A 25,158-nucleotide genomic window follows, 5' to 3' on the forward strand; every position below is an offset into this window, starting at 1 on the left:
ATCAGCATGCATGCGTTTCCCCTGCTCGGCCACCCGGCAGCCCCCCTGTTCAGAACACCGGAACGCCTCATAACCGGCAATGGCGTGCTCCATGCAGCCCACGCCCTTGCCGCGACACTGCCGCCGCGGCCCATCATCAACCTGTGCCGCGACAGGCTGTACTTTACCGCCGCCTTCTGCGCCGCCGTGCTGCGCGGGCAGTACAGCGTGCTGCCGGGCAGCAGGGCTGCCGGGCCGCTCGCGCACCTGCTGGCCCGCTACCCCGATGCGGCCATCGTGACCGATGCCGACCTGCCGCCCTGCCCGCTCCCGGCCGCAACGCCTGTCATCCGCCTCTCCACCCTGGCAGCCGATGGCACGGGCACGCCCGTCAACCCGGACATTGCCGCAACACAGGTCGTGGCGCATATCCTGACATCGGGCAGCACCGGCACGCCGGTCGCCCATGCCAAGACATGGGGCGCGCTGAGCCGCCGGGCGCAGGCGAGCATAACGCTGTTCACGCCCGTACCGGGCAAGGTTGCCACCATCGTGGGCACGGTGCCGCCCTACCACATGTACGGTTTCGAGACGACGGTCATCCAGCCCCTCGTCACGGGCTGCCCCAGCACCACGGGGCCTGCCCTGTTCCCCGCCGATATCCGCGCCCGCCTCGGGCAGGGGCCGCAGCCGTGCATCCTGCTCACCACGCCGCTGCACATCCGTACGTTCCTGGCCGACCCCACGCCCCTGCCGCCCATTGCGCGGGTCATATCCGCCACGGCGCCACTCGATACCGCCACCGCCGAGATGGCGGAACGCTGCTGGCATGCCCCCGTTTTCGAGATTTATGGCAGCACCGAAACCGGCTCCATCGCCACGCGCCGCACCACCGCAACGCAGGCATGGCGCCTGCACCCCGGCATCAGCCTGCACCCCCGCCCCGATGGCACCGCCCGCATCGAGGCGCCCGATGCCACGCCCCATGTCGTGGCCGATGCCCTCACGCCCCTCACGCCCGATACCTTCAGGCTGGAAGGCCGCATGACCGACATCATCAAGATCGCGGGGCAGCGCACGTCCCTTGCCGGGCTGAACGCCATCCTGCTGGGCATGCAGGGCGTTGAGGATGGCACCTTCATTGCCCCCGAACCCGATGCCGTGCCCGGCCAGCCCGTGGGGCGCATGGAGGGCGTGGTGGTGGCGCCCACCCGCGCGGCACCCGACATCCTGGCCGCGCTGCGCGCACGCGTGCCGCCTGCCTTCCTGCCGCGCCGGGTCATGCGCGTGGATGCCCTGCCCCGCAATGAAATGGGCAAGCTGACCCGTACCGCCCTGCTCGCCCTTGTGCGTGAACCACGCCCGGCCACCCCTGCCACGGCGGTGCAGGATGCGGGCTGCTTCAGCATAGCAGCAGACCACCCTGCCCTTGCCGGGCATTTTCCCGGCTGCCCCATCGTGCCCGGCGCGGTGGTGCTGAGCGAGACCTTTGGCCTCATGGGGGTCGAGCCCGCCCGGCTTGAACAGATCAAGTTCCTCCACCCCGTGCGGCCGGGCGATACCGTGCGGGTTACGCACACGACGCAGCCGCTGGCATTTACCTGCACGGTGGGCACGCAGGTCGTGGCGAAAGGGCGCCTGCGCAATGGCGCCCATGCGTGAACCCGGACCCGGCTGGGTCAGGCCCGAGCGTGGCACAGCCGCGCTCTCGCGCTTCATGATCTGGCTGACGCTGCGGGTGGGCCGCCCGTTTGGCGAGGCCATCCTGCCATTCATCACGCTGTATTTCCTGCTCACGGCCCGGCAGGCGCGCCGCGCCTCGCGCCAGTACCTGGCCCGCGTGCTCGACCGGCCCGTGCGCATGGTGGATGTGGCGCGGCATTTCCATACCTTCGCCGCGGCCATACTGGACCGGGTCTTTTTCCTGGCAGGGCGTTACAGGGGCTACAAAATCGACACCAGTGGGCTGGACTGCGTGCATGCGGCCATGGCGGGCGGGCGCGGATGCATCCTGCTGGGCGCGCATATCGGCTCGTTCGAGGCATTGCGCAGCGTGGGCCGCATGTCGCCCTTTCCCGTCAAGGTGCTCATGTTCCGCCGCAACGCAGGCGCGCCCACCCGCCTGCTGGAGCAGCTTGCCCCCGAATTCGCCCATGATATCATTGATATCGGCGAGCCTGACGCCATGATCCGCGTGCATGAAAGCCTGGCGCGCAATGAACTGGTAGGCATGCTGGGCGACAGGGCGCCGGGGCATGAAAAATCCGTGCTGACCCCGTTCCTTGGCGGCATGGCGGCCTTTCCCGCCGGGCCGCTGCTCGTGGCCAGCATGCTGGGGGTGCCGGTCATCCTGTTCAGCGGGGTGCGCACGGGCTACAGGCAGTATAGGGTGCACTTCGAGCTGCTGGCGGAACAGATCACCATCCCGCGCAGGCAGCGGGCCGAGGGGCTGGCCACGTGGATGGGGCAGTACGCCCGCTGGATGGAACGGCTGTGCCACGCCCATCCCTATAACTGGTTCAATTTCCACGATGTATGGGTTGCCCCGCAGGTGGGAAAACACGGGGGGAACCATGAAAAACCATAAACGCGCCCTTGCGCCCGCCTTGATGGCACTGGCCCTGCTCCGGGGGGCGGGCAGCGCGCATGCGCAGGACGTGCAGCCGCCGCCCGACCTGGCGGCGGCCATCATCGCCCGCATCGGCATGGTGCCCGCACGGCACAATGCCTTTCATGAAAGCAAGCATATCGCGGCGCTCACGCACGACCTCGACTCATCGGGGGAGCTGATCTATGCCCGCCCGGGCCATGTGCAGAAGATCACGCGCGAACCGAGGCCCGAAACCCTGATCGTGCAGGGCGCGACGCTGAGCCTGGCCCGCGGGCAGGGACCGGCCCGCGTGGTGGACCTGTCGCACCATGCGCAGCTTGCCGCCCTTGTCGAGGCCATCCGCGCACCACTTGATGGCGACATCACCGCCCTGCGCCATGACTATACGCTGGCGGCACAGGGCGATGTTGCGCACTGGACGCTGCAGCTCACCCCCCAGCCCGCCATGGCGCGCTACGTGCGCACGATCACGATCGATGGCCAGAACAACGCCATGACCGTGATCCGCGTGGTGCAGGCCAATGGGGATACGCAGGTCATGCGCATCGACCCGCCCGCATGACGGCACGCCCGCGCTCCATAAAGCCGCTGGCCATCGGCCTGCTGGTCTCGCTGGTGGTGGCGGCGTGCGTGTTTGCGCTCATACCGCTGCGCACGGACATGGCGGGCTTCCTGCCCGCGGGCCGCACGGACAATACGCGCTTCATCATGCGCGAGATCCAGTCCGGCAGTGCCGCCACGGTCATCCTGGCCGGGGTGGAGGGGGCTGCGCCCGATGTGCTGGCCCATGCCAGCCAGGCCATGGCGGACAGCCTCGCCCGCAGCGGGCTGTTCGTGACCGTGACCAATGGCAGCCGCCCGCCCGATGGCGCGGACGAGGCCTTCCTGTTCAGCCACCGCTACCTGCTCGCCCCACAGGATCCGGCGCGCGATTTTTCGGTCAATGCACTGCATGATGACATGCAGGTCGTGCTGGACATGATGGAATCCTCCGCCGAGCCACTGGCCCAGCATTATGGCCTGGCCGACCCGACCGGGGCCTTCATGGCGCTGCTGCGGGCCTGGGCGCCGCACAGCCACGGGCGCAGCATTGATGGCGTCTGGTTCGCTCCCGAGCGCGACCGCGCGCTGCTTTTGCTGCGCACCCGCGCCAACGGCATGGACCTGTATGCGCAAAAGCAGGTGCAGGCGGCGATCAATGCCGCCTACACGGCTGCGGCACGGCCGGGCATGCGCCTGCTCATGTCCGGGCCTGCGGTGTTTGCGCTGAAAGCCTCGCACGCCATGCAGGCGGATGTGGAGTTCCTGTCAACCGCCTCGATGATTCTGGTCACGGCGGTGCTGATCTGGCGTTTCCGCTCGCCATGGGTGCTGGCGGCGCTGGGCATTCCGTTCGCGCTATCGCTCAGCGTGGCGATGATCGTGGTGCGGGTGCTGTTTGGCTACGTGCATGGCATCTCGTTCGGTTTTGGCATGGCCATGCTTGGCGTCTCGCTCGACTATCCCGTGCTGCTGATCGGCCACCGCGACCAGGGCGAGGCGGCAGATGCCCCCCTGCGCCGGATCGGGACCAGCCTGCGGCTTGCGGTGGCCAGCGCGTGCCTCGGCCTGACGGGCATGGTGTTCTGCGGGCTGCCGGGGCTGGCGCAGCTTGGCGTGTTTTCGGTTGCGGGGCTTGTAAGCGCCGCGGCCACGACATTATGGCTCCTGCCACGCCTGATCCAGAAGGCCGACCTTTCCCCCGGTGTCGCCACCCATGCCGACGGCATCCTGCGCATTGAATCCTGGCGGCGTTACCGCCTGTGGTTCCTGATCCTGCCGGTTCTTGGCGCAGGCGTGCTCGTGGCCCATCCCCCCCAGCGCGAGACCGATATCGCCTCCCTCAGCCCCGTGCCGCCCGCGCTGCGTGCGCTCGATGCGGAACTGCGCCACGAAATTGGCGCCCCCGATGCGGGCCAGGCCATTATCGTGCAGGCCCCCACCGTGCAGGGCGTGCTCGAACGCGAGGAGCAGCTCATGCCCGTGCTCGACGCCCTTCAGGCGCGCGGGGTGATGGGCGATGCGGAATACGCCGCCCGCTTCCTGCCCAGCATGGCCCTCCAGCGCGCCCGGATCACGGGCCTGCCCGACACGCCAACGCTGACCCGTAACCTTGATGAAGCCCGTGCCGACCTGCCCTTCCAGCCCGATGCCTTTGCGCCCTTCGTGCATGATGTCGCAGCAGCACGCGCCATGGCGCCGTTACAGCCGGGCGACATGACATCCCCGCTCGTTGCCACCCGGCTGGCCCCGCTGCTATTCGCCCGCCAGGGCCAGTGGTTTGGCATCATCCTGCCCGAAACCGTGCGCGATACGGCAGCCCTTGCCACAGCCTTCGCAACGCAGCCCGGCATCATGGTGCTGAACATGCGCAACGAAACAAACGCCATCGTGGCCGACCATATGCATCAGGCCCTGTGGTGGACGGCGGCTGGCACCCTTATGGCAATAGCCCTGCTGGCACTCGGCCTGCGCAGCGGCGGGCGGCTGGCGCGCGTGTGCGTGGCGGTGGGGAGCGCTGGCATAATCATCCTGGCCGCGATGGGCGTGCTGGGGGTCAGGCTGTCGCTCATCCATGTCATTGCGCTGCAGTTCGTGATGGGGGTGGGGCTGGATTACGCCCTGTTCTTCGCCCGCCCCCAGATCGACCGGGCCGAACGCGCCCGCACCTTACGCACCCTGCTTACCTGCAATACAATGACCCTCCTCACCTTTGGCATCCTGGCATGCTGCCGCACCCCGCTTTTGCGTGATATCGGCTCAACCGTCGCGATAGGAGCGTTCCTGGCCATGCTGTTCAGTTTCATGATGGCGGCACCCCTGGCCGATACCACGCGGCAGGCCCGTTCATGAGTGCTACCATGACCGCCCTGCGCATGACCGCGGGCACCGGCATCAGCGCCATTGGCCGTGGCGTGGGCCAGACGCTGGCCGCCCTGCGCAACCGGCGCACCGGGCTGGAGCCGTGCGATTTTGCCGGCATCACCCACGGCTATGCAGGGCCTGTTGCAGGCGTGCAGGCCCACGCCGTGCCCCCGGCGCTGGCTGCCTATGACTGCCGCAACAACCGCCTGATCGACATGGCCCTGCGCACCGATGGCGTGGCCGAGGCCATCATGGCGGCCCGCGCGCATTATGGCGCGGGGCGCATTGGCGTGGTCATGGGCACCAGCACATCGGGCGTGCTGGCCAGCGAGGACGCCTTCTGCGCCATGGATGCGCAGGGCAGGCTGCCCGCGAACTTTGATTATGAACACACGCAGGACCTGTTCTCGCTCGCGCGGTACGTGCGCGCGGCACTGGAGCTGGGCGGCCCCGCGCTGTGCGTGTCGATGGCGTGTGCATCCTCCTCGCGCGCGTTCATGGATGCGGCCTACCTGATCCGCGCGGGTATCTGCGATGCGGTGGTGGTGGGCGGGGCGGACAGCCTGTGCCGCATGACGCTGCGCGGCTTTGCCGCCCTTGAACTGGTCTCGGCCCGGCGCTGCCGCCCGTGCGATGCGCTGCGCGATGGCATCTCGATCGGGGAGGCGGCGGGCATCGTGCTGCTCGAGCGCCCTGATGGCCGCGCCATCAGCGGCCCCTCCGCCGGGTTTCGCGCCACCCTGCTCGGCTATGGCGCCAGCAGCGACGGGCACCACATGTCCACCCCGCACCCGCAGGGCGCGGGCGCGGCCCTGGCCATGCAGCGCGCGCTGGACAGTGCGCGCCTGCCGGTGGACGCCATTGATTACATCAACCTGCACGGCACCGGCACCCGCGCCAATGACGCGATGGAGGACAGGGCGGTCAGCACCCGGTTTGGCACGCATGTGCCCTGCTCCTCCACCAAGGGCTGGACGGGACATACGCTGGGCGCGTGCGGCGTGCTGGAGGCCATGATCTGCGCCCTGGCCATCGAACACGGGTTCATGCCCGGCTGCCTTGGCGTGGATGAAGTCGACCCCACCTTCAGGGCCAATGTCCTGACCACCAACATGGCCCGGCCCGTGCGCCATGTCATGAGCAACGCCTTTGGCTTTGGCGGGGCGAACTGCAGCCTGATTTTTGGAAAGGCCGCCTGATGCGCGTATGGATTCCGGGCCTGGCCGTGCTGGCCGATGGCATGGCGGGATGGGAGCCCGCCCGCGCCATCCTGCGGGGGGAAGACACATGGCAGCCCACGCCCTGCGCCCTGCCGCCGCCTGCCACCCTCGCCCCCAACGAACGGCGGCGCACCAGCCCCATCGTGCGCCTTGCCATGGCCGTGGCGGCCGAAGCCTGTGCCGCGGCAGGCTGCGACCCGGCCACGGTGCATAACGTGTTTGGCAGCTCCAATGGTGATGGCAGGGTGGTCAATGCCATCCTGCAGGCACTCGCCGACCCGGCAGCAGGCATATCGCCCACGCAGTTCCACAACTGCGTGCATAACGCGGCGGCGGGGTACTGGACCATCGGCAGCCAGTCCCACCAGCCCGTGGCCTGTCTTGGCGGGTATGACTGGAGCTGGGGCTTTTCCCTGCTGCAGGCCGCGGCCGAGGCGGTCGTGGAAGGAAAGACCGTGCTCCTGTGTGTCTATGACATGGCCATGCCAATGCCGCTGGGCCAGAAACGGGCCACGCGGGGCACGTTTGGCGTGGGGCTCGTGCTCTCTCCCCACCCCGTGCCGCACGCGCTGGCCATGCTGGATGTGGACTATGGAGCGGAGGATGCAGCCGACACCGTGCTGACCCTGCCCGATGCGCAGGCCACAACAGCCCTGCGCGCGCTGTGCCACGACAACCCGGCGGCCCGCTGCCTGCCGCTTCTGGCCGCCATCGCCCGGGGCGGCACGCATGAGATCCGCGTTGCGGGCGACGTGGGCCATGTGGCGCTCAGGGTGACGCCATGCTGAGCCGGGCGGATATCGAGGCCCGCATGCCCCATGCCGGGGCCAGCTGCCTGCTCGAGCGCGTGATTGCCCATGACGGGCGCACGATCCACTGCACCACCCGCGCGCATCTCGACCCCGCCAACCCGCTGCGCCGCAACGGGCGGCTCGATATGGTGTGCGGGGTTGAAATCGGCATGCAGGCCGCCGCCCTGCATGGGGGGCTGCACATGCAGGCGGGCGGCCCGCGCATCGGCTACCTCACCACCCTGCGCCAGGTCAGCCTTGCGCCGGGGCGGCTGGACCAGCCGGAAACAGGCACGTTGCAGGTCAGGGCAACATGCGAACAGGCCGATGAGCAGGGCATGCGCTACCACTTCAGCGTGGCGAGCGAAGCGGGGGCCATGCTGGTCACCGGCCATGGTTTTGTCGTGCTGCAACCACAGGAACAACAGCCATGAAACGCGCACTCGTAACCGGGGGCGCCAGCCCGCTGGGGCAGGCCATCTGCCAGCGCCTCGCACAGGACGGGCTGCACGTTATCGTGCATGCGCATAACGCCATCGACAGGGCGCGCGCCATTGCCGCCGGGATTTGCGCCACCGGCGGCTCGGCGCAGGCCTGGCAGTGCGACCTGTCGGACATGGAGGCCACCGCCACCGCCCTCGAAACCCTTCTGGCCGAAGGCGTGGTGCAGGTGGTGGTCCATAATGCGGGCATTCATGATGACGCGCCCATGGCGGGCATGAGTGCCCGGCAATGGCGCTCGGTCGTGTCCGTGTCGCTTGATGGTTTCTTTGCCACCCTCCAGCCACTGCTGCTGCCCATGATCGGCACGCGGTGGGGGCGGATCGTGGGCATTTCCTCGGTCGCGGCCATCATGGGCAACCGGGGGCAGGCCAATTACGCGGCGGCCAAGGCCGGGCTGAGCGGGGCCGCGCGCGCACTCGCGCGTGAGGTGGCCAGCCGGGGCATTACGGTCAATGTGGTGGCCCCCGGCGTCATTGCCTCGCCTGCCATCGACGCGGTCATGACCCCACGCCAGATTGCCGACCTCGTGCCCGCGAAGCGCGCGGGCCAGCCGGAGGAGGTGGCCGACCTTGTCGCCTTCCTCACCTCCGATCGCGCCGCCTACATCAACGGCCAGACCATCTCGATCAATGGTGGCATGGCATGACCCCGGACCCCAGCACGAAAGAACGCCCCATGATGCCCCCCACCGACAGCCGCCCCGTGCAGGAATGCGATGTCCTCGTCATCGGCGGCGGCCCTGCGGGGTCAACCGCCGCCGCCCTGCTTGCCGGGCAGGGGCGCAGGGTGGTCATGGTGGAAAAGGACAGCCATCCGCGTTTCCATATCGGTGAATCCCTGCTGGCATGGAACCTGCCCATTCTCGAGCGCCTTGGCCTGATGGACCGGGTGCGCGCGTTCGGGGTGTTCAAGCCGGGTGCGGAGTTCGTCTCCGACGTGACCGGGCGCAGCGTCGCCTTCCCGTTCGCCTATGGCATCGACAAAAGCTACACCAACAGCTACCAGGTCGTGCGCTCCGAATTCGATGAAATGCTGTTCCGCCACGCGGGCAGGGAAGGCGCGACGCTGCTGGAAAACACCCGCGTGACCGACGTGGCACCGGGGCAGGACGGCGCGCGGGGCCATGTGGAGGCCGTGGGGCCTGATGGCGCGAAACTCGCCTTCGCGCCGCGCTTCATACTCGATGCCTCGGGGCGCGATACCTTCCTCGCCAGCCGGGCGGGCAACAAGACCAGCAACAAATACAATTCCACTGCCGCCCTGTTCGGCCATTTCAGCGGTGTCGAATTCCGCGATGGCGAGAGGGAGGGCTATATTTCCATCCATCTGGTGGATAATGGCTGGTTCTGGATGATCCCCCTGCCCGACGGGCTGATGAGCGTGGGCTTTGTAGGCGACCGCGTGGCGTTTGAAGGCCGCAAGGGCAGCCCGGCCGACCTGTTCTGGAGCAGGGTCAAGGCCAGCCCGAGCGTGAGCGCGCGCATGCGCAACGCAACACCGCTGCGCGAGATCATGGCCACGGGCAACTATTCCTACCATGCCGGGCAGTCATGGGGGGAAGGCTATTACATGATTGGCGATGCCTTCGGCTTTCTTGATCCGGTGTTTTCCTCGGGCGTGTTGCTGGCCATGAGCAGTGCCGAGCGGGGCGTGTCGGTTGCGGATGCGTGGCTCAAGTCACCCAAGGCCGGGCGGCGGGCCGCACACAGGGCGGAGCAGGAAACCCGCGCGGCCATGAAGCGCGTCGCGTGGCTGATCTACCGCATCAACACGCCGGTCATCCGCCACCTGTTCATGAACCCGCGCAATGAGTTCCGCATGCGTGACGGGGTGATCTCGCTGCTCGCGGGCGACTTCCGGGGCAGGCTGAAAACACGCCTGCCCATGGCCGTGTTCAAGGCGGCGTACTATCTTGTCTCGGCGCGGCTGTGGCTGGAGCGCGACAGGCCACAATCCTGCCCCGAGCTTGAGCGGGGGCGCCGGTAATGGGCATGGCACAACACCTTTTGCGCCGCATGTCCTGTGCGGCCCTGCTGGCGGGCACCGCCGTGCTTGCCGCCTGCGCGCCGACCAATTTCAACCATCCCGGCCAGGTGAGCCGGCCCGATGTGTACAACCAGGCCTTCCCGTATTACGCCGAGCTGTGCGCGGTCTCGCAGATCTCGAAAAAACCCGGCTTCGGCGCGGATATCAGCGGGGGGGCTGGCGGGCATGCGGTCATGTTCCTTGGCGGCGTGTGCCTCGACCGCAAGGCGGGCTACCCCGTGCTGACCGAATGCGATGCCACACGTACTGCCGACCGGCCCGATGGCGTGGGCTTCAGCATGAACTCCCATTACAGCAACGCCAACTGGACCGGGGCGGAGGGCAGCGCCTTCTACTTTGATGGCACGCTGGCGCCGGGGCAGGGGCTGACGCGCGCGGGCTACGTGGCAACGCAGGACGAGGCCAAGCGGCGCGGCATCTATGATGGCGTGATCTTCCACAAGGAAGTGTTCAACGGCAAGCCTGCCAACATGTCCGCCGTGGACTGGAAATATGAAATGTCGGTCGGCACCGATTACGCCACCACGCTGGGGCGCGCGCGCTTCTGCGCCCGCCTGCCCGTGACCGGGCCACAGATGCGCAAGATCATGGATTTCCTCAACGCGCGCAACGCCGTCTATCGCAACGGACCCAAAACCTATGACTCCAACGTGTTGCAGGACAACTGCAACCACTTGACCCATAATGCGCTGGCGGCGGCGGGTTTCTGGAGCGAATGGCCGATCAACCGCTTTGTCATGCTGGCGGCGCTGAGCTTTCCCGTGCCCAAGAATGAACTGGTCAACCTGATCCACCGCACCGATGCGGTGCCGGTGGAAAAAATACAGGCCATATTCAACGACAGGCTGACCTACCAGACCTTCATGCAATATGACTGGCTGGCCGATGAGCCGGGCGTGCTGCTGGAATCCGAGCCGGTGCATACCCCCAACGAGGTTTACAACACCTCGCTGTCGCTCATCTTCTACGATGACCCGGTGCTGGGGTCGTATCACCGCAATTTCGCCCACTACCTCAAGAACGCGCATTATTACGACCTGCGCACCAACCTTGAGTATTTTTCCGGCCGCTACGCCCGCATCCTGCAGGAGCGCCAGCCGCTTTCATGGTGGCAGGCGCACCACCCTTCACTGGCGCGGGCCTCTGGGCCGTTCCCGGCGTTCTACCAGCGTTACTATGACTATATTGCAGCCCAGCAGGCCAAGGTGCAGCAGGCCCTGGCCGACCTGCGCAATACCGAGGCCCCGCAAGGGCGCTAAACCCTGCGCCGGGCCAGGGCCACGCACGGGGGCGTGGCCCGCGCGCTCAAAGGCATGTGAGCGCGCCACATGGCAACGCAGCGGGCAACGAAACGCTAGGAACAGGAGCGAACCCTGAGCGGAAAGAGACACATCCATGCCCCTGCACCCTGCCCGCGTAGCCGCCGCCTGCCTCTGCCTTGCCAGCCTTGCCACCACGGCAGCCCATGCCCAGACGGTTGCCTCCGGCCATCGTGATATCCTTTTGCAGGCCGATCATTCATGGAATGGCGTGGCGTATGCGCCCTACCCCACCACACGCCCCGAACTGACCATGATCCGCCTGACCATTCCCGCCCATACCGCGCTGCCGTGGCACACCCACCCCGTGCCCAACGCAGGCTACGTGCTGGAAGGGCAGTTGACGATTCATGATCGTGATAGCGGCAAAACGGAAACTTTCCATCAGGGCGAGGCGTTTGCTGAATCCGTTAATGATACGCATCGCGGGGAAACGGGTGATGCCCGCACCGTCGTGCTGCTGACCTATGCCGGCACGCCGGGCACCCCCACCTCCGTTCCCGCCAGGGGAGAAAAACCGGAATACTGATCCGCCGCAGCAATATGCGCGTGTGGCGGCACAGTAAAGACAATGCGACAGCAGGCCATAAAACTGCCGCAATAGAGTCAAAGATACGCCAATGCCCCTTATCGCCTGAAAAACCGTGCCTTTTATGCTCCTGCATCATGGGCATACAGCGCAGCGGCGGGCCCAGACCTTGTGGAAAGACGCCATCATGCCAGATATCACACAGATTTCTTCCCCGCTGCTGGAGAAACTGCCTCTGGCCCTGATGATGGCGGACAGCGCGGGCCATGTGCTCTATGGCAACGCACGCGCCTGCGCCATGACCGGCTACAGCGCCACGGAACTGGCCGCCACCCGGCTGGGTCGCCTGTTCACCCAATGCCTGCTGCCCGGTGCGGATGCAGCGGCCACGCTGGCGCTACCCGCCAGCGCGGAACGGGGGCCGACACCTTCGCACTGCACCACGCTGCGCCGCAGGGACGGGCTGGGCCTGCCCGTGCGCCTGTACCGTGAAAACCTGGAGTGGGATGGCGTGCCCTATGAGCTGATCGCCCTGCATGACCGCACGCATGAGGAACTGGCGCGCGAGCAGGCCGAGATCAGCGCCATGATCGTGCAGGCGACCGACCGGGGCATCGTGGTGCTTGATGCGCAGTACCGCATCACCCATGCCAATGCCGCCATCGCCACCATGCTGGGCGTGGAGCGCGACGCGCTGCATGGCGCGCCGTTTGGCACGCTGCTGGCCGGGGCGGAAAACGATATCGGCACCCTGCGCCAGTTCCGCGCGCACCTTGCCCGCCGCACCAGCTTCGAGGTGGATGTACAGGCCCGTGGCCCGCAGGGCGTGGCGCTGTGGCTGCGCTGCGCGGTCACGCCGCATTACGCGGATGACGGCACGCTGGACGATCTCATCATCATCATCCACGACATCACGCACGACCGGCAGCTGCGCAACCTGCAGCGAGACGTGGTCGAGGCTCTGACGGACCAGTTCTCGCTGCGCGAGATGCTCGATTTCATGTGCCGCCGCATCGAACTGATCGCGCCGGACTGCCTGGCCGTGGTCATGCTCAGCACCGGCGGCGTGCTGCATGCCGGTGGCCACGGCGCCATGCCCCTGCCCGTGCTGCAGGCGTTCGAGGGGCTGGAGGCCAGCACCGCAGGCGGCGCGTGCGGCACGGCCATCGCCACGGCAAAGGAAGTGGAGGTGCCCGACCTTGCGGCGGAAGACCGCTGGCCCGCCCTGCGCACGGTCGTGGCCGAGCACGCGCTGGCGGCGGAGTGGGCGGTGCCCATCATCCTGCGCAATGGGGATGTGGCGGGCAGCTTCTCGCTCTATTTCCGCACGCCCGGCCAGCCGGGGGCGTGGCACCGGCGCATTGTCAATGCCTGCGTGCACCTGGCCATGCTCGCCATCGAGCAGCAGCGCAGCCGTGAATCCATCATCCGCCTGTCCTATACCGACCGGCTGACCGGCCTGCCCAACCGCCTGTGGCTCAACCGCCGCCTCAACGAACTCGTGGCCCGGCCGCCTGCAACGGTGCTGAGCATCATGGTCATCGACCTCGACCGTTTCCGCAAGATCGTGCAGGCGCTTGGCCAGGGCCGGGCCGACCAGATGCTGCTTGAACTCGCGGGCCGCCTGCGCCACGGCATTGTGGGGCGCGACGTGCTGGTGCGCACCGAGGGCGATGAATTCGTGGTGCTGACCACGCAGGACGCCACCAACATCACGCATCTGGCCGAGCGCATCATCCACACGCTTGAAGAGCCGGTTACGATCGATGGCATTCCCATCAACATTTCGGGCAGCATCGGCATCAGCACCCATCAGGACGGGCAGGCGGTGGAAGAAACCCTGCGCCAGGCCTATACCGCACTCGCACAGGCCAAGAAGGCGGGGCGGTGCTGCTACCGCTTCTTCCACCCCTCCATGAACCGGCAGGCGGAAGATCACATCATCCTCGCCTCCGCCCTGCGCGAGGCCATTGCCGATAACAGGCTGACCCTTGTCTACCAGCCCCAGGTTGACCTCAGCACGGGGGAGCTGCATGGCGTGGAGGCGCTCTCACGCTGGAATGATGCGGTGCTGGGCATGGTCTCGCCGGGGCGGTTCATTCCCGTAGCGGAGGAAACCGGGCAGATCCGCGCCATTGGCGTGTGGTCGCTGCGCGCGGCGTGCGCGCAGATGGCGCAATGGATCGCCCGCGGCATTCCCGTGCCCACCGTATCGGTCAATGTATCGGCCATCCAGTTCCAGGACCCTGAACTCGTGCCGCAGCTTGCCAGTATTCTGCACGAGACCAGCGTGCCGCCCGAGCGCCTGATCGTGGAACTGACCGAGACCGCCATGATCGAGAATTTTGAGCAGACGGTCGCCACCGCCAGGGCCATCCGCGAACTGGGCATCGGGCTGTCGATGGATGATTTCGGCACCGGGTATTCCAGCCTGTCCAACCTTGCCAGCCTGCCCATAAGCGAGGTCAAGATCGACCGCAGCTTCATGAACGGCTTTGGCAGCACCGGCAACGTGCGCCAGGTGGTGACCGCCATCATCCGCATCGGCCACACGCTGGGCATGACCGTGGTGGCCGAAGGGGTGGAGGACGCCGCCCAGTGCGCCCAGCTGCGCAACATCGACTGCGACGTGATACAGGGCTATTACTTTGGCCGCCCGATGGATACCGCAGCCCTTGATACATGGATCAGGGAACGCCGGGCCGAGCCTGTGCCGGCGGCCTGAAACCGGCCTGCAGGCCATGAGAGTGTTTCTGGTGAAGCTTTTTTTTCCAAAAAGCTTCATAAATGGCTGTCTTTTTTAATAAAACCTTTTCTTATCAACATATTAAATCCATCTCCTTCCTGCGGGGCACAAAAAGCCCAGCCGCCGCACGAAACCCCGGCCACGCGCCCATAACCACCCACGCAGCACCGCCCGGCGCTGCGTGGGCGTGCCCCATGGCTGCGCCTGCCATGGTGAAATGGCGATAATGCGCTGATCTTGCGCATTGATCCGCGCGCGGTATAGTCCTGCCCGACAAGTCAATGGTCCCGTGCAAACGGGTGAAAAAGGGAATGCCGTAAGTCCCGGCAGGGTATTCAGGCCCGGGGGCGCAGTCGGCAGCTGTACCCGCAACTGTAGGCGGAGAGTGCTTCATCTGGTGCCATGCCAACGGCGACCACTGGTTCCGGCCGGGAAGGGAGATGATGTGCAATGACCCGCAAGTCAGGAGACCTGCCATTGTCCTTTAACGATATCGCCGGGCGGGCATGACCGGAGATGGATATAAGACCATGCGCCCTCCGAGCTGACATCCCGTATGCCGTAGCAGCGACGGGCCTTTTCATTGGTCCGTCATCTTCTGGCCCTTTGGTGCCAGACCCATCCTGACGGGATGTTTCCACCATGAAACTGCATATTCTCCCCGCACGCCGGCAGCCCCTGTCGCGCCTGCTGCTGCTGTCGGGCGCCCTGGGCGGCGCATATTGCACCGCAGCCCATGCCCAGACCCAGATCGCGCTGGACCGCGCCCGCCTGGGCAACTCCACGCCACTGATCGTGCAGATCGACCCCGCCACGGTGCGCGATTCAGAACGCGCCACCGCTGAAGCGGAGGAAAAAGCCGCGGGCGACGGTGACAGGCTCGACACCAGCGGCAACCTGCTGGGCAATATGTGGGGTGCACGGCCATGGCTGTACAAGCACGGCATCAGCTTCGACATTCAGGAAGTCGATGAAGTATGGGGCAACGGCACCGGCGGCACGCCATCGGGCAATGATGGCGCCAGTGGCTCGGGCACCGGGCCTGCCTATGATGGTGTGACCATGCCCACGCTCACCGTCGATACCGAGAAGCTGTTTGGGCTGAAGGGCGGCCTGTTCAATGTCAGCGCATTGCAGACACGCGGGCGCTCGATCTCGCAGGATCACCTGGCCAATTTCAACCCCGTCAGCGGGTTCGAGGCCGACCGCTCCACCCGCCTGTTCGAGCTGTGGTACCAGCAGTCCTTCCTGAAAGGCAAGCTCGACGTCAAGATCGGCCAGCAGGATCTCGATACCGAATTCCTGATCAGCGATTACGCCTCGCTTTACCTCAACGCCAATTTCGGCTGGCCCATGGCGCCCTCGGTCAACCTGTATGGCGGCGGGCCATCCTGGCCGCTGTCGTCTCCCGCCATCCGCATCCGCTACCGGCCCAGCGAGAAGTTCACCTTCATGTTTGCCGCAGCCGACGACAACCCGCCGGGCAACCGCTACAATTCTACCCCCATCCAGCAGGCCACAGGTTCCACCAGCGGGTACAATTCCGATCCGACCAGCCAGACCTATAATGGATCTAACGGTACCAACTTCAATATGGGAACCGGCGCACTGCTGATCACCGAGCTGCAATACGCGCTCAACCCCCAGCCCGCCGACATGGCGCACGCGACCACGAACCCCGGCCTGCCGGGCGTGTACAAGCTGGGCGGCTATTACGATACCGCGAAGTTTGCCGACTACCGCTACAACAATCTGGGCCAGGCGCTCGGCAGCCCGAATGACACCACCGGCATCCCGCGCTGGGACCGGGGTAACTGGATGGTGTATGGCATCATTGACCAGATGCTCTGGCGGCCTTCCATCACATCGGCCCGGTCGGTGGGCCTGTTCGTGCGCGCCACCGGCAATAGTGGCGACCGCAACCTGATCAGCTTCGCCATTGATGCGGGGCTGAACCTCAAGGCCCCGTTCAAGGGCCGCGACAATGACACGATCGGGCTGGGCTGGGGCATTGGGCGCGCCAGCTCGGGCGAGCGGCAGTTCGACCGCAACACGGCCCTGAGCGCCTATACCCCCGTGCAGGGCAATGAAAACCACCTTGAACTGACCTATCAGGCGCAGGTCACACCATGGATGGTGATGCAGCCTGACTTCCAGTACGTGTGGAACCCCTCGGGCGGCGTACCGGATTATGGCGTGAGCTATAACCGCCGCGTGGGCAACGAGGCCATTTTTGGCCTGCACAGCAGCATTACGTTCTGATGGGCGACCCCGCCACCCCGCGCACGCGGGGCTGGTCGGGCGCGATCGTGCTGCTGCTTATGGTGCTGCTTTTCGCGCCCGGACGGGCCAATGCCCCCAATCCCCGCAACGATACATCCCGGTAAAGGCAAAAGCACAGGGCTACATTGAAAAATTTGTATTCTTGTTACGTCCTCCCCCCGCCCTATAAATAAAAGGGGAGGAATCCATGTCCTACTACGACAGGTTTGATGATGTCCGCACCATCATGCGCACGGTGGCAAACAACCGATGGCTGGAATGTTCCCCCCGCGCCCCCCAAGGCAGGACCACCTTCATCCTGCTCGACATCTGCAACATCATCCAGCTGAAGCTGGAATATGATGGCACGACCCTGTACCAGAACATCGGCGGTGCAGAACGCTATCCGCTCCATGCTTTTGATGATCCCATCCATGAACTGGCGGGCAGGCTTGGCGTAAAGGCCATCACGCATATCATGCAGCCGGACTACATCGTGCTGCATGAGCTTGAGGATTATGAGGTTCTGGGCGCGGGCGCGCCTGCACGCGCCCAGCCGGCCCGGGCCTATAACGTGTGCAGCATGATCCATTGCGCGACATACGACCTGTATGCCCGCCCGCCCACGCCGGTGTGCATCGTCTATGACTATGCCAGCATTACCCTGCACTATAACCCGACCCTTGCACGCAGCCGGCCCCAACGGCGCAAGCGCCGTGGCTTACTCGGGCTGGTGAAATGGTTCTTCACACCGCCCAGGAAATACGCAACGTGATGCGCCGCCTGCCGCACGGGATGCAGCTGCCTTAAAAAAACATCGCAGCCATCAGGCAAAAACAGTTTCACGCCTTCTTTTTGCATTATATGGAGCCTTGATGATCAGGCCCGAACAACCCGCCGCATGACGGGTTTGCGCGCCCCGCCAAAAAGGAAAAAACCGTTGCGCCGTCTTGTTGCTTTATGTCTTCCGCTCGCCATGGCCGCCTGCGCGCAGCATGCACCCCGCCCCATGGTCAATTACTGCAGCCAGCCTGCCATTGGCGCGGCCATCGTGCGCACGGCAAACCAGGGCGCACCCAAAGCCTCGCCCGCCATCCGTTTCGAAGGGGGCACGGTCAAGAGTTCGGTCTATAACGACCATGTTCAGGTGCTCGCCTGCCATGGCAGCCTCGTGCGGGGCGATGGCACGCGCGAGGATGGCGTGGCGATTGCCCGCCTGTCGCACATGCATACGGACTGGAAAGCCCTGTGGAGCACAACGGCTGCAACCCACCAGTGGATGTCGGATGCCGATATCGCGCGCAACCAGCAGGACCGTTACGCCAATTATTACGAACACACGCCGCAGGCCTGCAAGCCCTACGCGCATGACCTGTTCTATGGCACCCCGAAATCGGACAAGGAAACCGACCACCTGCGCGAGACGCTGTATGACTGCCTTGCCGCGCATGACGTCAAGCCGCTGCGCCCCGTCTCGGGCGTGGAGCATACCTACAGCCCGTTTGGCCTGAATTTCTACATTCCCTACTACACCAACCTCAACGCGGATGATAACGGTCCCTTCCTGTACTGAAGCCTGGGAACACCCGCCATGGCCATCGTGCCGATCATCCGCTACCCGCATGCCTGCCTCGAACAGATCGCCCGCCCCGTTGACGCCACCAGCGCCGAAACGGCCCTTTTGGCCCACGACCTGCTCGATACCCTGCGCGCGGCACCGGGCCTGGGGATTACCGCCAGCCACGTGGGCCAGCCCCTGCGGCTGGTGGTGATCGACCTGCATGATGGCGCGGGCGCGCATGTCTATGCCAACCCCGAGATCATCTGGCACTCGGATGATACCGCCACGATGGAGGAAGGCAGCCTGTCCATGCCGGGCATCCACGCGCCCGTCACCCGGCCTGCCCGCGTGCGGGTACGCTACGACCGCCCCGACGGCACCGTGGCCGAAGACGAGGCCTGCGGCCTGCTGGGTGCGTGCCTGCAGCACGAGATCGACCAGACCAATGGCCTGTTCTGGACCCGGCGCCTGTCACGCCTGCGGCGCGAGCGCGCGCTCAGGCGGTATGCCAAGCTGGAGCGGGGATAAGCGTTTCCACGTGGCGTCTTTACGAAGCTTTTTGAAAAAAGCTTCACCAAAAACCTTTATCCGTTTTCTTCAGTCCGCCTGGCCGTCATCGAGCATGTAGCCGCTTGAGCGCACGGTGCGGATCAGGTCCGCCCCGCCCGTGGCGTTGAGTGCGAGGCGCAGGCGGCGGATATGCACATCCACCGTGCGTTCCTCCACATGGATGCGGTCATCCCACGCGGCCGCCAGAATTTCAGCGCGCGAAAACACCCGGCGCGGATGGCGCATGAGATGCAGCAGGATGCGGTATTCGGTCGGCCCCAGCGCAATGGTGCTGCCCGCGCGCGACACGCGGCGGCCGCCATGGTCGATCGTGACATCGGCAAAGGTCAGGACATCCCCCTCCGCCACTGCGGCAGATGTTGCTCCCCGCCCGGCACTACGCCGCATCACCGCGCGCACGCGCGCATGCAGCACGTCCATGCCGCAGGGCTTGACGAGGTAGTCATCCGCCCCGGTATCGAGCGCGTGAATGGAATCCTGCTCCTCGCCGCGCGCGGTGAGCATGATGATGGGCAGGTAGCGCGTGGCCGCCGCCATGCGCAGCCTGCGGCACAGATCGACCCCGGACAGGCCGGGCATCATCCAGTCCAGCAGCACGAGGTCGGGTTTCCAGCTTGTCACCCCGGTCAGGGCATCAAGCCCGTTATCGACCGGCATGACCGTATGCCCCGCCGCCTCGAGGTTGTAGGTGAGCATGACGGACAGGGCGGCGTCGTCCTCCGCAACAAGGATGCGGAGCGGTTGATCAGCCTGCACGGGCCCTAGCTTCCCTGGCCCGAGAACCCGCCGCGTGGCCGCACCACGGGCAGGATCTCGCCGGTGGCGGTGTAGTACACGCGCTCGGCAATGTTGGTGGCATGGTCACCGATGCGCTCAAGGTTCTTGGCAATGAACAAAAGGTGGGTGCATGGCCCGATATTGCGCGGGTCTTCCATCATGTAGGTCACGAGTTCGCGGAACATGGCGTTGTAGAGTTCATCCACCGCCGTGTCGGACTGCCACACCTCGCGCGCGAGGTCGGGGTTGCGCTGGCTCATGGCGTCAATGGCGCGGCGCAGGTTGTCCTGCACCAGGCGGCCCATGCTGCGCAGGCCGCTGAGCGAGATGCGCGAGGCCACCAGTTCGGCCCGCAGCGAACGCCGGGCGATGGAGGCGGCGCAATCGCCAATGCGTTCCATGTCGCCGGTAATCTTGAGTGCCGAGACCACCTCGCGCAGGTCACCCGCCACGGGCGAGCGCAGGGCGAGGATACGGATCACCATCGCCTCCACATCGCGCTCGAGCGCATCGACCTGCGGGTCGAGGTCGGCTGCGATGCCGGCGGCATTCTCGTCACGGTCGGCAATGGCGGCAACGGCCTGCGAGGTCTGGCGTTCCACCAATCCGCCCATGCGCGCCATCATGGAGCGCAACTGCTCGAGTTCCTGCTCGTAACTGCGTACGATATGTGCTGATTCCTGTCCCACCACCCGCAACCTTCTTGCCTGCCTGCCCGCGCCATTCCGCACGATAACGGGGCTTACGATGCCTTGCATGACTATACTATATCGGTCCCCGATTTGTTCAAGACGATGTCATATCCCACCCGGATGAGACAGAATAATGAAATAAAAAGATATTTTTCAGGAACGCCCCCATGCCGCGCCCGCCCTGCCGCCCCGTTGTGTTCCCCGCCACCTCCGCTGGCCGCCTGAATGTGCTCACGGTCGCCCTCAGCACCCTGCTTGGCCTCGGGCCGGGCATGGCGGCGGCTGATGATACCACCGCCACCACGCCTGCTGCCACAAAACCGCCCCGCCCCCCTGCCACGGGCAAGGTGGAGCGGCTGACCGTGACCAGCCAGCGCGTGGTGGGCACCGAGCCCGGTGGCGGGCTGATCCGGGTGGAGGATGCGGCGAAATCGGTCAGCACCATCGGCACGGATTTCATGCGCAAGCAGGCGCCGAGCGCCACGGCGTTCGACATGGTCAGCCTGCTGCCGGGTGCCAATGTCTCCTCATCCGACCCGCTGGGCTTTTCACCCCAGACCAATATCAGCGTGCGGGGCCTTGGCGGGGATTCGCTGGGCTATGTGCTCGAGGGCATGCCGCTCAACGATATCGCCTATTACAACGGCTATCCCGGCCAGTTTGCCGATACCGAGAATTACCAGAGCGTCTCGCTCGCGCAGGGCTCGGCGGATCTCGACTCCCCCGTGCTCAACGCGGCGGGGGGGCTGATGAGCATGACCTTCCGCGATCCGTCCATGCGGGCGGGAGGGTATGCCGATGTATCCTACGGCTCCTACAACACCAACCGCCAGTTCCTGCGGCTTGAAACCGGGCAGATCGGGCATACCGGCCTGCGGGGCTTCGTGTCCTACTCGCATGGCTATACCGATAACTGGCGCGGGCCGGGCCATGACGAGCGCCAGCATATCGACTTCAAGTTCCTGCGCGAGTGGGGTCAGGGCAACCGGGTCTCGCTGATCGGCACATGGAACACGATGGTAGCCAGCTACTACCCGCCGGTCGACAAAACCGACTGGCAGGCCCAGGGCGTACATGGCGCAGCCAACAACCTCGCCGCCACCTACAACCCCAATAACGCAGCAGGCGGCACCGATTACTGGGCGCTGTACCGCCAGCCCGAGCGCATTGCCTACCTTGCCGCCCCCGCGCGCTTCATGCTGGCGCGCGGGCTGCACCTCAAGGTCACGCCCTATGCGCAGTGGAGCTACGGCAACGACCCCGGCGGCACGACGCTGGGCGATGCCGGGCTTTCAGGCGGGGCGGATGCGGCCACGGTGGTGCGCTCGAACTGGACCCAGACCAGTTACCGCTCGGGCTTCAACGCAACCCTCGACTGGCAGCTTGGCAACCATGACCTCGTGTTCGGCTACTGGTACGACTACTCCGATGACAGCGAGCACCAGCCCTTCACCGCCGTGAACGCGCAAGGCTATGCGCCCGACATCTGGGTGGACCGCATCAGCCGCACCCTGCTCGATGCCAGCGGCCAGCAGGTCGACGCGGGCAGCTACCACATGATCTCCCAGACCAACGCGCTCTATATCGGCGATAGGATGCACTTCCTGCATAAGAAGCTGATGGTGGATGTGGGCTTCAAGGAAGTGATGCTCGACCGCACCGGCACCACCACATCAGGTGGCGTGCAGACGGCGGCGGGCAGCAACAGCGCCACACCCCTGCCGCGCATCGCCATCCGCTACCAGATCACGCCGCGCCACATGGTGTTCTTCAACACCACCACCAATTTCCGCACGCCTGATGAAAGCGCGCTGTTTGGGGGCGTAACCGCAAGCGGCACCACAACACAACTTAAAAACGAATATTCCGTGTCGGAGGAACTGGGCTACCGCTACAATGGCGACCTGATCGTGGGCAGCCTGACGCTGTTCAACTACAATTTCACCAACCGCGAAATCCAGACCCTGCTCAACGTGAACGGCGCACAGGTGGATTCCACCATCAATGGCGGCGGCCAGACCTCACGTGGGGTGGATGTGGAGATCGGGCTCAGGCCGTGGCACCACTTCGCCCCCTACCTGTCGGGCGAATACCTGCATGCCACCATTGACAGCGACATCCCGTCCGCCACCGGCATGCTGGCCACGCGGGGCAAGATGGCGGTGGAAAGCCCGACGCTGCAGGCATCGGCGGGGCTGAGTTATGATGACGGGCATTTCTTCGGGCTGGCCTCGGTGCATTATACCGGGCGGCAGTATTCAACCTTCATGAATGACGAGCGCATGCCCGACCACACCACGGGCAACCTCGCCATCGGCTACCGCATGGATGACCACGCGTTTTTCTCGCACCCCGAATTCCGCATGAACTTCATCAACATCACCAACCAGCATTACCTCTCTGGCGTGGCGACACCCACGCTGACCAAAGCCGACGGGCCGCAATATTACGTGGGCGGCGGGCTTGCGGTGCTGTTTACCGCCGCCACGGGGTTCTGAGCCGCAAGCCCGCGCAGCACCACCGTGCCCGCCAGCAGGTACAGCACGGCAGGCACCAGCAGGAAGCCCGCATGGATGCCCGCCTGCGCCTGCACTGTCTGGTGGCCCGCGCCGCTGGCCAGCCCCGCCGCCGCCAGCACGCCCGCCAGCAGGCTGCCACCAATGTCAAACGCCATTTTCGATGCCATGGAATTGAGCGCCCAGCCCAGCCCCACAGTGTGCAGGCCGTCCGCCCCGCCTTCGTGCCGCATGGCCTGCGCCAGCAGGGTAAAGCAGGCCGGGTTGCACACCCCCACGCACAGCCCGAACAGCGCCAGCCCCGCCCCGGTCAGGTCCAGCCGCGCAGGCAGCCCATAGGCCAGCAGCAGGATGCCCCCCGCCGCAACCGTGCCGCGGCGCATGACCATGCCTGTGCCCCACCGTGCGCACAGGGGCAGGGAAAGCCCGCACCCGGCCAGCACCATCAGGCTCATCATGCCCAGCAGCCAGCCCGCCATGTGGTCGCCCGCATGCAGCACGTAGCGCACGTCATAGACCAGCGTGCCGAACAGGAAGGTGCTGCCCAGCATGGTCAGCAGCATGGCCCCGGTCAGCCGCCGCCACGTCCGGTTGGCCAGCAGTGATACAACGAGCTGCCGGGGAGCCACATCGCCCCCATCCGTCGCCACCCGTTCATGGCACAGCCGCGCGGGCAGCCACACCAGAAGCCCCACCACGCAGGCCACCACCATCATGAACAGGGCAAAGCCCGCCTGCCGGTTGCCCTGGCCCAGAAAATCAACGGCAGGCAGGGTGGCCATGCTGACCGCAAGCCCGCCAAGTGTTGCCCCCACCATGCGGCTCGTGGCCAGGCGCAGGCGGATGGCGGGATCGGATGAAATCAGGCTGGTCATGACCCCGTAGGCGGTATTGACCACCCCGTAGCTCACGCACAGCCCCATATAGGCCACGCCCGCGCACACCCCGCGCGCGGCGATGGGCCAGCCCCGGGGCAGCGGCACGAAGGTCAGCACCACCAGCACCATGAACGGCACGAGCCCGCCGCGCAGCAGCGGCAGGGCCTGATGGCCCGCGGGCCTGCGGTCGATCCACAATCCTACGACCGGATCGGTCACGAGGCTTGCCGCGCGCGCGGCAAGCAGCATGAACCCCACCATGCGGGCGGGGAAAAAGCAGATATCGGTATAGAAATACGCCAGGTAGCTGAGCATCAGCCCCCAGATGATGTTGAACCCCGCATCACCCGCGCCAAATGCCACGATCTCCTTCAGCCCCACGCGGAGGGCAGGAGGAGGCGGCACCGGCGCGGGCGGGCGCATCATCCCGGCGTGACCGCGCGGCGGGTGCCAAAACATTCTTCCAGCCCCGGAAAGCGGCGGGTGCGCACATCCTCGGCATAGCGGGCCACCGCGCCGTCAATCACATCCCCCACATCGGCGTAACGGCGCACGAAGCGCGGGGTGTCCGTGCCGAACACGCCCAGCATGTCATCAACCACCAGCACCTGCCCATCGCACGCAGGCGAGGCCCCGATGCCGATCACCGGCACCGGCACGGCGGCCACGATCTCGCGCGATACGGATTCGACCGTGCCCTCGAGCACCACGGCAAAGGCGCCTGCGCCCGCAATGGCATGGGCATCATCACGCACCTTGCGTGCCTGCGCCTCGTCACGCCCCTGGGTGCGAAAGCCGCCCGTGGCGTTGACCGCCTGCGGCATCAGCCCCACATGCCCGCATACGGGAATGCAGCGCTCGGCCAGAAAGCGCACGGTTTCAGCCATTTCCACCCCGCCTTCAAGCTTGACCGCGCCACAGCCGGTCTCGGCCATGAGGCGGGCGGCGTTGCGAAAGGCCTGCTGCGGTGATTCCTGATAGGAGCCAAAGGGCATGTCCACCACCACCAGCGCGCGCTGCGAGGCACGCACCACGGCGGCGCCATGGGCAATCATCATGTCCATGCTCACGGCCAGCGTATCGGGCAGGCCATACACCACCATGCCCAGCGAATCCCCCACCAGCATCACATCGACATGCGCATCGAGCCTGCGGGCCATGGGCGCGGTATAGGCCGTGAGCCATACACCGGGCTCCCCGCCCTTGCGCACATCGCGGATGGTCCGCCGCCGGGGCTGTCCGCCCTTGCCCAT

At 65.9% G+C, this 25,158-nt stretch carries 22 protein-coding genes and 1 riboswitch; of the genes, 18 read left to right on the top strand and 4 right to left on the bottom strand.

The annotated features are described in order from the left end of the window. The first annotated feature begins 6 nt into the window (after nt 1-6). From DV027_RS07180 to DV027_RS07255, 17 genes are all read left to right on the top strand, one after another. Nucleotides 7-1,641, top strand: coding sequence for an AMP-binding protein (locus DV027_RS07180; RefSeq protein ID WP_130731186.1), 1,635 nt, complete (start codon nt 7-9; stop codon nt 1,639-1,641). Beyond that, on the top strand, nt 1,634-2,566 hold the full coding sequence (locus DV027_RS07185) for an LpxL/LpxP family acyltransferase (RefSeq protein WP_130731187.1): 933 nt from the start codon (nt 1,634-1,636) through the stop codon (nt 2,564-2,566). Before DV027_RS07180 ends, DV027_RS07185 begins: the two co-directional genes overlap by 8 nt. Beyond that, on the top strand, nt 2,553-3,152 hold the full coding sequence (locus DV027_RS07190) for a LolA-related protein (protein ID WP_130731188.1): 600 nt from the start codon (nt 2,553-2,555) through the stop codon (nt 3,150-3,152). The genes DV027_RS07185 and DV027_RS07190 overlap by 14 nt, the downstream gene beginning before the upstream one ends. Beyond that, nucleotides 3,149-5,482, top strand: coding sequence for an MMPL family transporter (locus tag DV027_RS07195; protein ID WP_130731189.1), 2,334 nt, complete (start codon nt 3,149-3,151; stop codon nt 5,480-5,482). Before DV027_RS07190 ends, DV027_RS07195 begins: the two co-directional genes overlap by 4 nt. After that, nucleotides 5,479-6,693, top strand: a complete 1,215-nt coding sequence (locus DV027_RS07200; RefSeq protein ID WP_242621779.1) for a beta-ketoacyl-[acyl-carrier-protein] synthase family protein — start codon at nt 5,479-5,481, stop codon at nt 6,691-6,693. Before DV027_RS07195 ends, DV027_RS07200 begins: the two co-directional genes overlap by 4 nt. Continuing rightward, nucleotides 6,693-7,502 (top strand): beta-ketoacyl synthase chain length factor, encoded by an 810-nt coding sequence (locus DV027_RS07205; RefSeq protein ID WP_130731190.1) that lies wholly within the window; start codon nt 6,693-6,695, stop codon nt 7,500-7,502. The genes DV027_RS07200 and DV027_RS07205 overlap by 1 nt, the downstream gene beginning before the upstream one ends. Continuing rightward, on the top strand, nt 7,496-7,939 hold the full coding sequence (locus DV027_RS07210; RefSeq protein WP_130731191.1) for a hotdog family protein: 444 nt from the start codon (nt 7,496-7,498) through the stop codon (nt 7,937-7,939). Before DV027_RS07205 ends, DV027_RS07210 begins: the two co-directional genes overlap by 7 nt. Continuing rightward, nucleotides 7,936-8,655, top strand: coding sequence for a 3-oxoacyl-ACP reductase FabG (gene fabG / locus DV027_RS07215; protein ID WP_130731192.1), 720 nt, complete (start codon nt 7,936-7,938; stop codon nt 8,653-8,655). The genes DV027_RS07210 and fabG overlap by 4 nt, the downstream gene beginning before the upstream one ends. Next, a complete protein-coding gene (locus DV027_RS07220; RefSeq protein WP_242621780.1) occupies nt 8,652-9,995 on the top strand; it encodes an NAD(P)/FAD-dependent oxidoreductase in 1,344 nt (447 codons plus the stop codon). The genes fabG and DV027_RS07220 overlap by 4 nt, the downstream gene beginning before the upstream one ends. 5 nt (nt 9,996-10,000) lie before the next feature. Continuing rightward, nucleotides 10,001-11,314 carry a hypothetical protein gene (locus DV027_RS07225; protein ID WP_130731193.1) on the top strand — a complete coding sequence of 438 codons (1,314 nt, stop codon included), beginning with the start codon at nt 10,001-10,003 and terminating at the stop codon, nt 11,312-11,314. 136 nt (nt 11,315-11,450) lie between these two features. Continuing rightward, the gene (locus DV027_RS07230; RefSeq protein WP_130731194.1) at nt 11,451-11,903 is read left to right on the top strand and encodes a cupin domain-containing protein; all 453 of its coding nucleotides are present in this window, start codon (nt 11,451-11,453) and stop codon (nt 11,901-11,903) included. A gap of 187 nt (nt 11,904-12,090) precedes the next feature. Then, nucleotides 12,091-14,628 (top strand): EAL domain-containing protein, encoded by a 2,538-nt coding sequence (locus DV027_RS07235; protein WP_207303442.1) that lies wholly within the window; start codon nt 12,091-12,093, stop codon nt 14,626-14,628. Between the two features lie 286 nt (nt 14,629-14,914). Beyond that, a riboswitch (cobalamin riboswitch) is annotated at nt 14,915-15,142 on the top strand. Between the two features lie 149 nt (nt 15,143-15,291). After that, nucleotides 15,292-16,911: a carbohydrate porin gene (locus tag DV027_RS07240; protein WP_130731195.1), complete on the top strand. Its 1,620-nt coding sequence runs from the start codon at nt 15,292-15,294 to the stop codon at nt 16,909-16,911. Then, nucleotides 16,911-17,036, top strand: a complete 126-nt coding sequence (locus DV027_RS18050) for a hypothetical protein (RefSeq protein WP_275100984.1) — start codon at nt 16,911-16,913, stop codon at nt 17,034-17,036. The genes DV027_RS07240 and DV027_RS18050 overlap by 1 nt, the downstream gene beginning before the upstream one ends. Before the next feature lie 83 nt (nt 17,037-17,119). Next, nucleotides 17,120-17,686 carry a hypothetical protein gene (locus DV027_RS07245; RefSeq protein ID WP_130731196.1) on the top strand — a complete coding sequence of 189 codons (567 nt, stop codon included), beginning with the start codon at nt 17,120-17,122 and terminating at the stop codon, nt 17,684-17,686. Between the two features lie 165 nt (nt 17,687-17,851). Continuing rightward, nucleotides 17,852-18,484 (top strand): hypothetical protein, encoded by a 633-nt coding sequence (locus tag DV027_RS07250; protein WP_242621781.1) that lies wholly within the window; start codon nt 17,852-17,854, stop codon nt 18,482-18,484. An 18-nt stretch (nt 18,485-18,502) separates the two neighbouring features. Further along, the gene (locus DV027_RS07255; protein WP_130731197.1) at nt 18,503-19,000 is read left to right on the top strand and encodes a peptide deformylase; all 498 of its coding nucleotides are present in this window, start codon (nt 18,503-18,505) and stop codon (nt 18,998-19,000) included. A 69-nt stretch (nt 19,001-19,069) separates the two neighbouring features. On the opposite strand, the gene DV027_RS07260 is transcribed toward DV027_RS07255, so the two are convergent. Next, a complete protein-coding gene (locus DV027_RS07260) occupies nt 19,070-19,798 on the bottom strand; it encodes a response regulator (protein ID WP_130731198.1) in 729 nt (242 codons plus the stop codon). Between the two features lie 5 nt (nt 19,799-19,803). Further along, the gene (gene phoU, locus DV027_RS07265) at nt 19,804-20,508 is read right to left on the bottom strand and encodes a phosphate signaling complex protein PhoU (protein WP_130731267.1); all 705 of its coding nucleotides are present in this window, start codon (nt 20,506-20,508) and stop codon (nt 19,804-19,806) included. Nucleotides 20,509-20,783: 275 nt separating this feature from the next. On the opposite strand from phoU, the gene DV027_RS07270 reads away from it, so the two are divergent. Continuing rightward, entirely contained in the window at nt 20,784-23,009 is a 2,226-nt protein-coding gene (locus DV027_RS07270; RefSeq protein WP_165399138.1) for a TonB-dependent receptor, read from the top strand. On the opposite strand, the gene DV027_RS07275 is transcribed toward DV027_RS07270, so the two are convergent. Both DV027_RS07275 and panB read right to left on the bottom strand, forming a co-directional pair. Continuing rightward, nucleotides 22,958-24,331 carry an MFS transporter gene (locus DV027_RS07275; protein ID WP_130731200.1) on the bottom strand — a complete coding sequence of 458 codons (1,374 nt, stop codon included), beginning with the start codon at nt 24,329-24,331 and terminating at the stop codon, nt 22,958-22,960. The genes DV027_RS07270 and DV027_RS07275 overlap by 52 nt on opposite strands. Continuing rightward, complete coding sequence (panB, locus tag DV027_RS07280) at nt 24,328-25,158, bottom strand: 3-methyl-2-oxobutanoate hydroxymethyltransferase (RefSeq protein WP_130731201.1); 831 nt, start codon at nt 25,156-25,158, stop codon at nt 24,328-24,330. Before panB ends, DV027_RS07275 begins: the two co-directional genes overlap by 4 nt.

This window comes from Komagataeibacter xylinus (assembly GCF_004302915.1).
GTDB classification, from domain to species: domain Bacteria; phylum Pseudomonadota; class Alphaproteobacteria; order Acetobacterales; family Acetobacteraceae; genus Komagataeibacter; species Komagataeibacter xylinus_C.

Bases quoted from the DNA above. Each gene is read 5' to 3' on its own strand.
- DV027_RS07245 (WP_130731196.1), top strand. From the start codon at position 17,120: ATGTCCTACTACGACAGGTTTGATGATGTCCGCACCATCATGCGCACG.
- DV027_RS07180 (WP_130731186.1), top strand. From the start codon at position 7: ATGCATGCGTTTCCCCTGCTCGGCCACCCGGCAGCCCCCCTGTTCAGA.
- DV027_RS07240 (WP_130731195.1), top strand. From the start codon at position 15,292: ATGAAACTGCATATTCTCCCCGCACGCCGGCAGCCCCTGTCGCGCCTG.
- DV027_RS07185 (WP_130731187.1), top strand. From the start codon at position 1,634: ATGCGTGAACCCGGACCCGGCTGGGTCAGGCCCGAGCGTGGCACAGCC.
- DV027_RS07275 (WP_130731200.1), bottom strand. From the start codon at position 24,331: ATGATGCGCCCGCCCGCGCCGGTGCCGCCTCCTCCTGCCCTCCGCGTG.
- DV027_RS07235 (WP_207303442.1), top strand. From the start codon at position 12,091: ATGCCAGATATCACACAGATTTCTTCCCCGCTGCTGGAGAAACTGCCT.
- DV027_RS07220 (WP_242621780.1), top strand. From the start codon at position 8,652: ATGACCCCGGACCCCAGCACGAAAGAACGCCCCATGATGCCCCCCACC.
- DV027_RS07230 (WP_130731194.1), top strand. From the start codon at position 11,451: ATGCCCCTGCACCCTGCCCGCGTAGCCGCCGCCTGCCTCTGCCTTGCC.
- DV027_RS07200 (WP_242621779.1), top strand. From the start codon at position 5,479: ATGAGTGCTACCATGACCGCCCTGCGCATGACCGCGGGCACCGGCATC.
- DV027_RS07210 (WP_130731191.1), top strand. From the start codon at position 7,496: ATGCTGAGCCGGGCGGATATCGAGGCCCGCATGCCCCATGCCGGGGCC.
- fabG (WP_130731192.1), top strand. From the start codon at position 7,936: ATGAAACGCGCACTCGTAACCGGGGGCGCCAGCCCGCTGGGGCAGGCC.
- DV027_RS07270 (WP_165399138.1), top strand. From the start codon at position 20,784: ATGGCGGCGGCTGATGATACCACCGCCACCACGCCTGCTGCCACAAAA.
- DV027_RS18050 (WP_275100984.1), top strand. From the start codon at position 16,911: ATGGGCGACCCCGCCACCCCGCGCACGCGGGGCTGGTCGGGCGCGATC.
- DV027_RS07190 (WP_130731188.1), top strand. From the start codon at position 2,553: ATGAAAAACCATAAACGCGCCCTTGCGCCCGCCTTGATGGCACTGGCC.
- DV027_RS07255 (WP_130731197.1), top strand. From the start codon at position 18,503: ATGGCCATCGTGCCGATCATCCGCTACCCGCATGCCTGCCTCGAACAG.
- DV027_RS07195 (WP_130731189.1), top strand. From the start codon at position 3,149: ATGACGGCACGCCCGCGCTCCATAAAGCCGCTGGCCATCGGCCTGCTG.
- panB (WP_130731201.1), bottom strand. From the start codon at position 25,158: ATGGGCAAGGGCGGACAGCCCCGGCGGCGGACCATCCGCGATGTGCGC.
- DV027_RS07205 (WP_130731190.1), top strand. From the start codon at position 6,693: ATGCGCGTATGGATTCCGGGCCTGGCCGTGCTGGCCGATGGCATGGCG.
- DV027_RS07225 (WP_130731193.1), top strand. From the start codon at position 10,001: ATGGCACAACACCTTTTGCGCCGCATGTCCTGTGCGGCCCTGCTGGCG.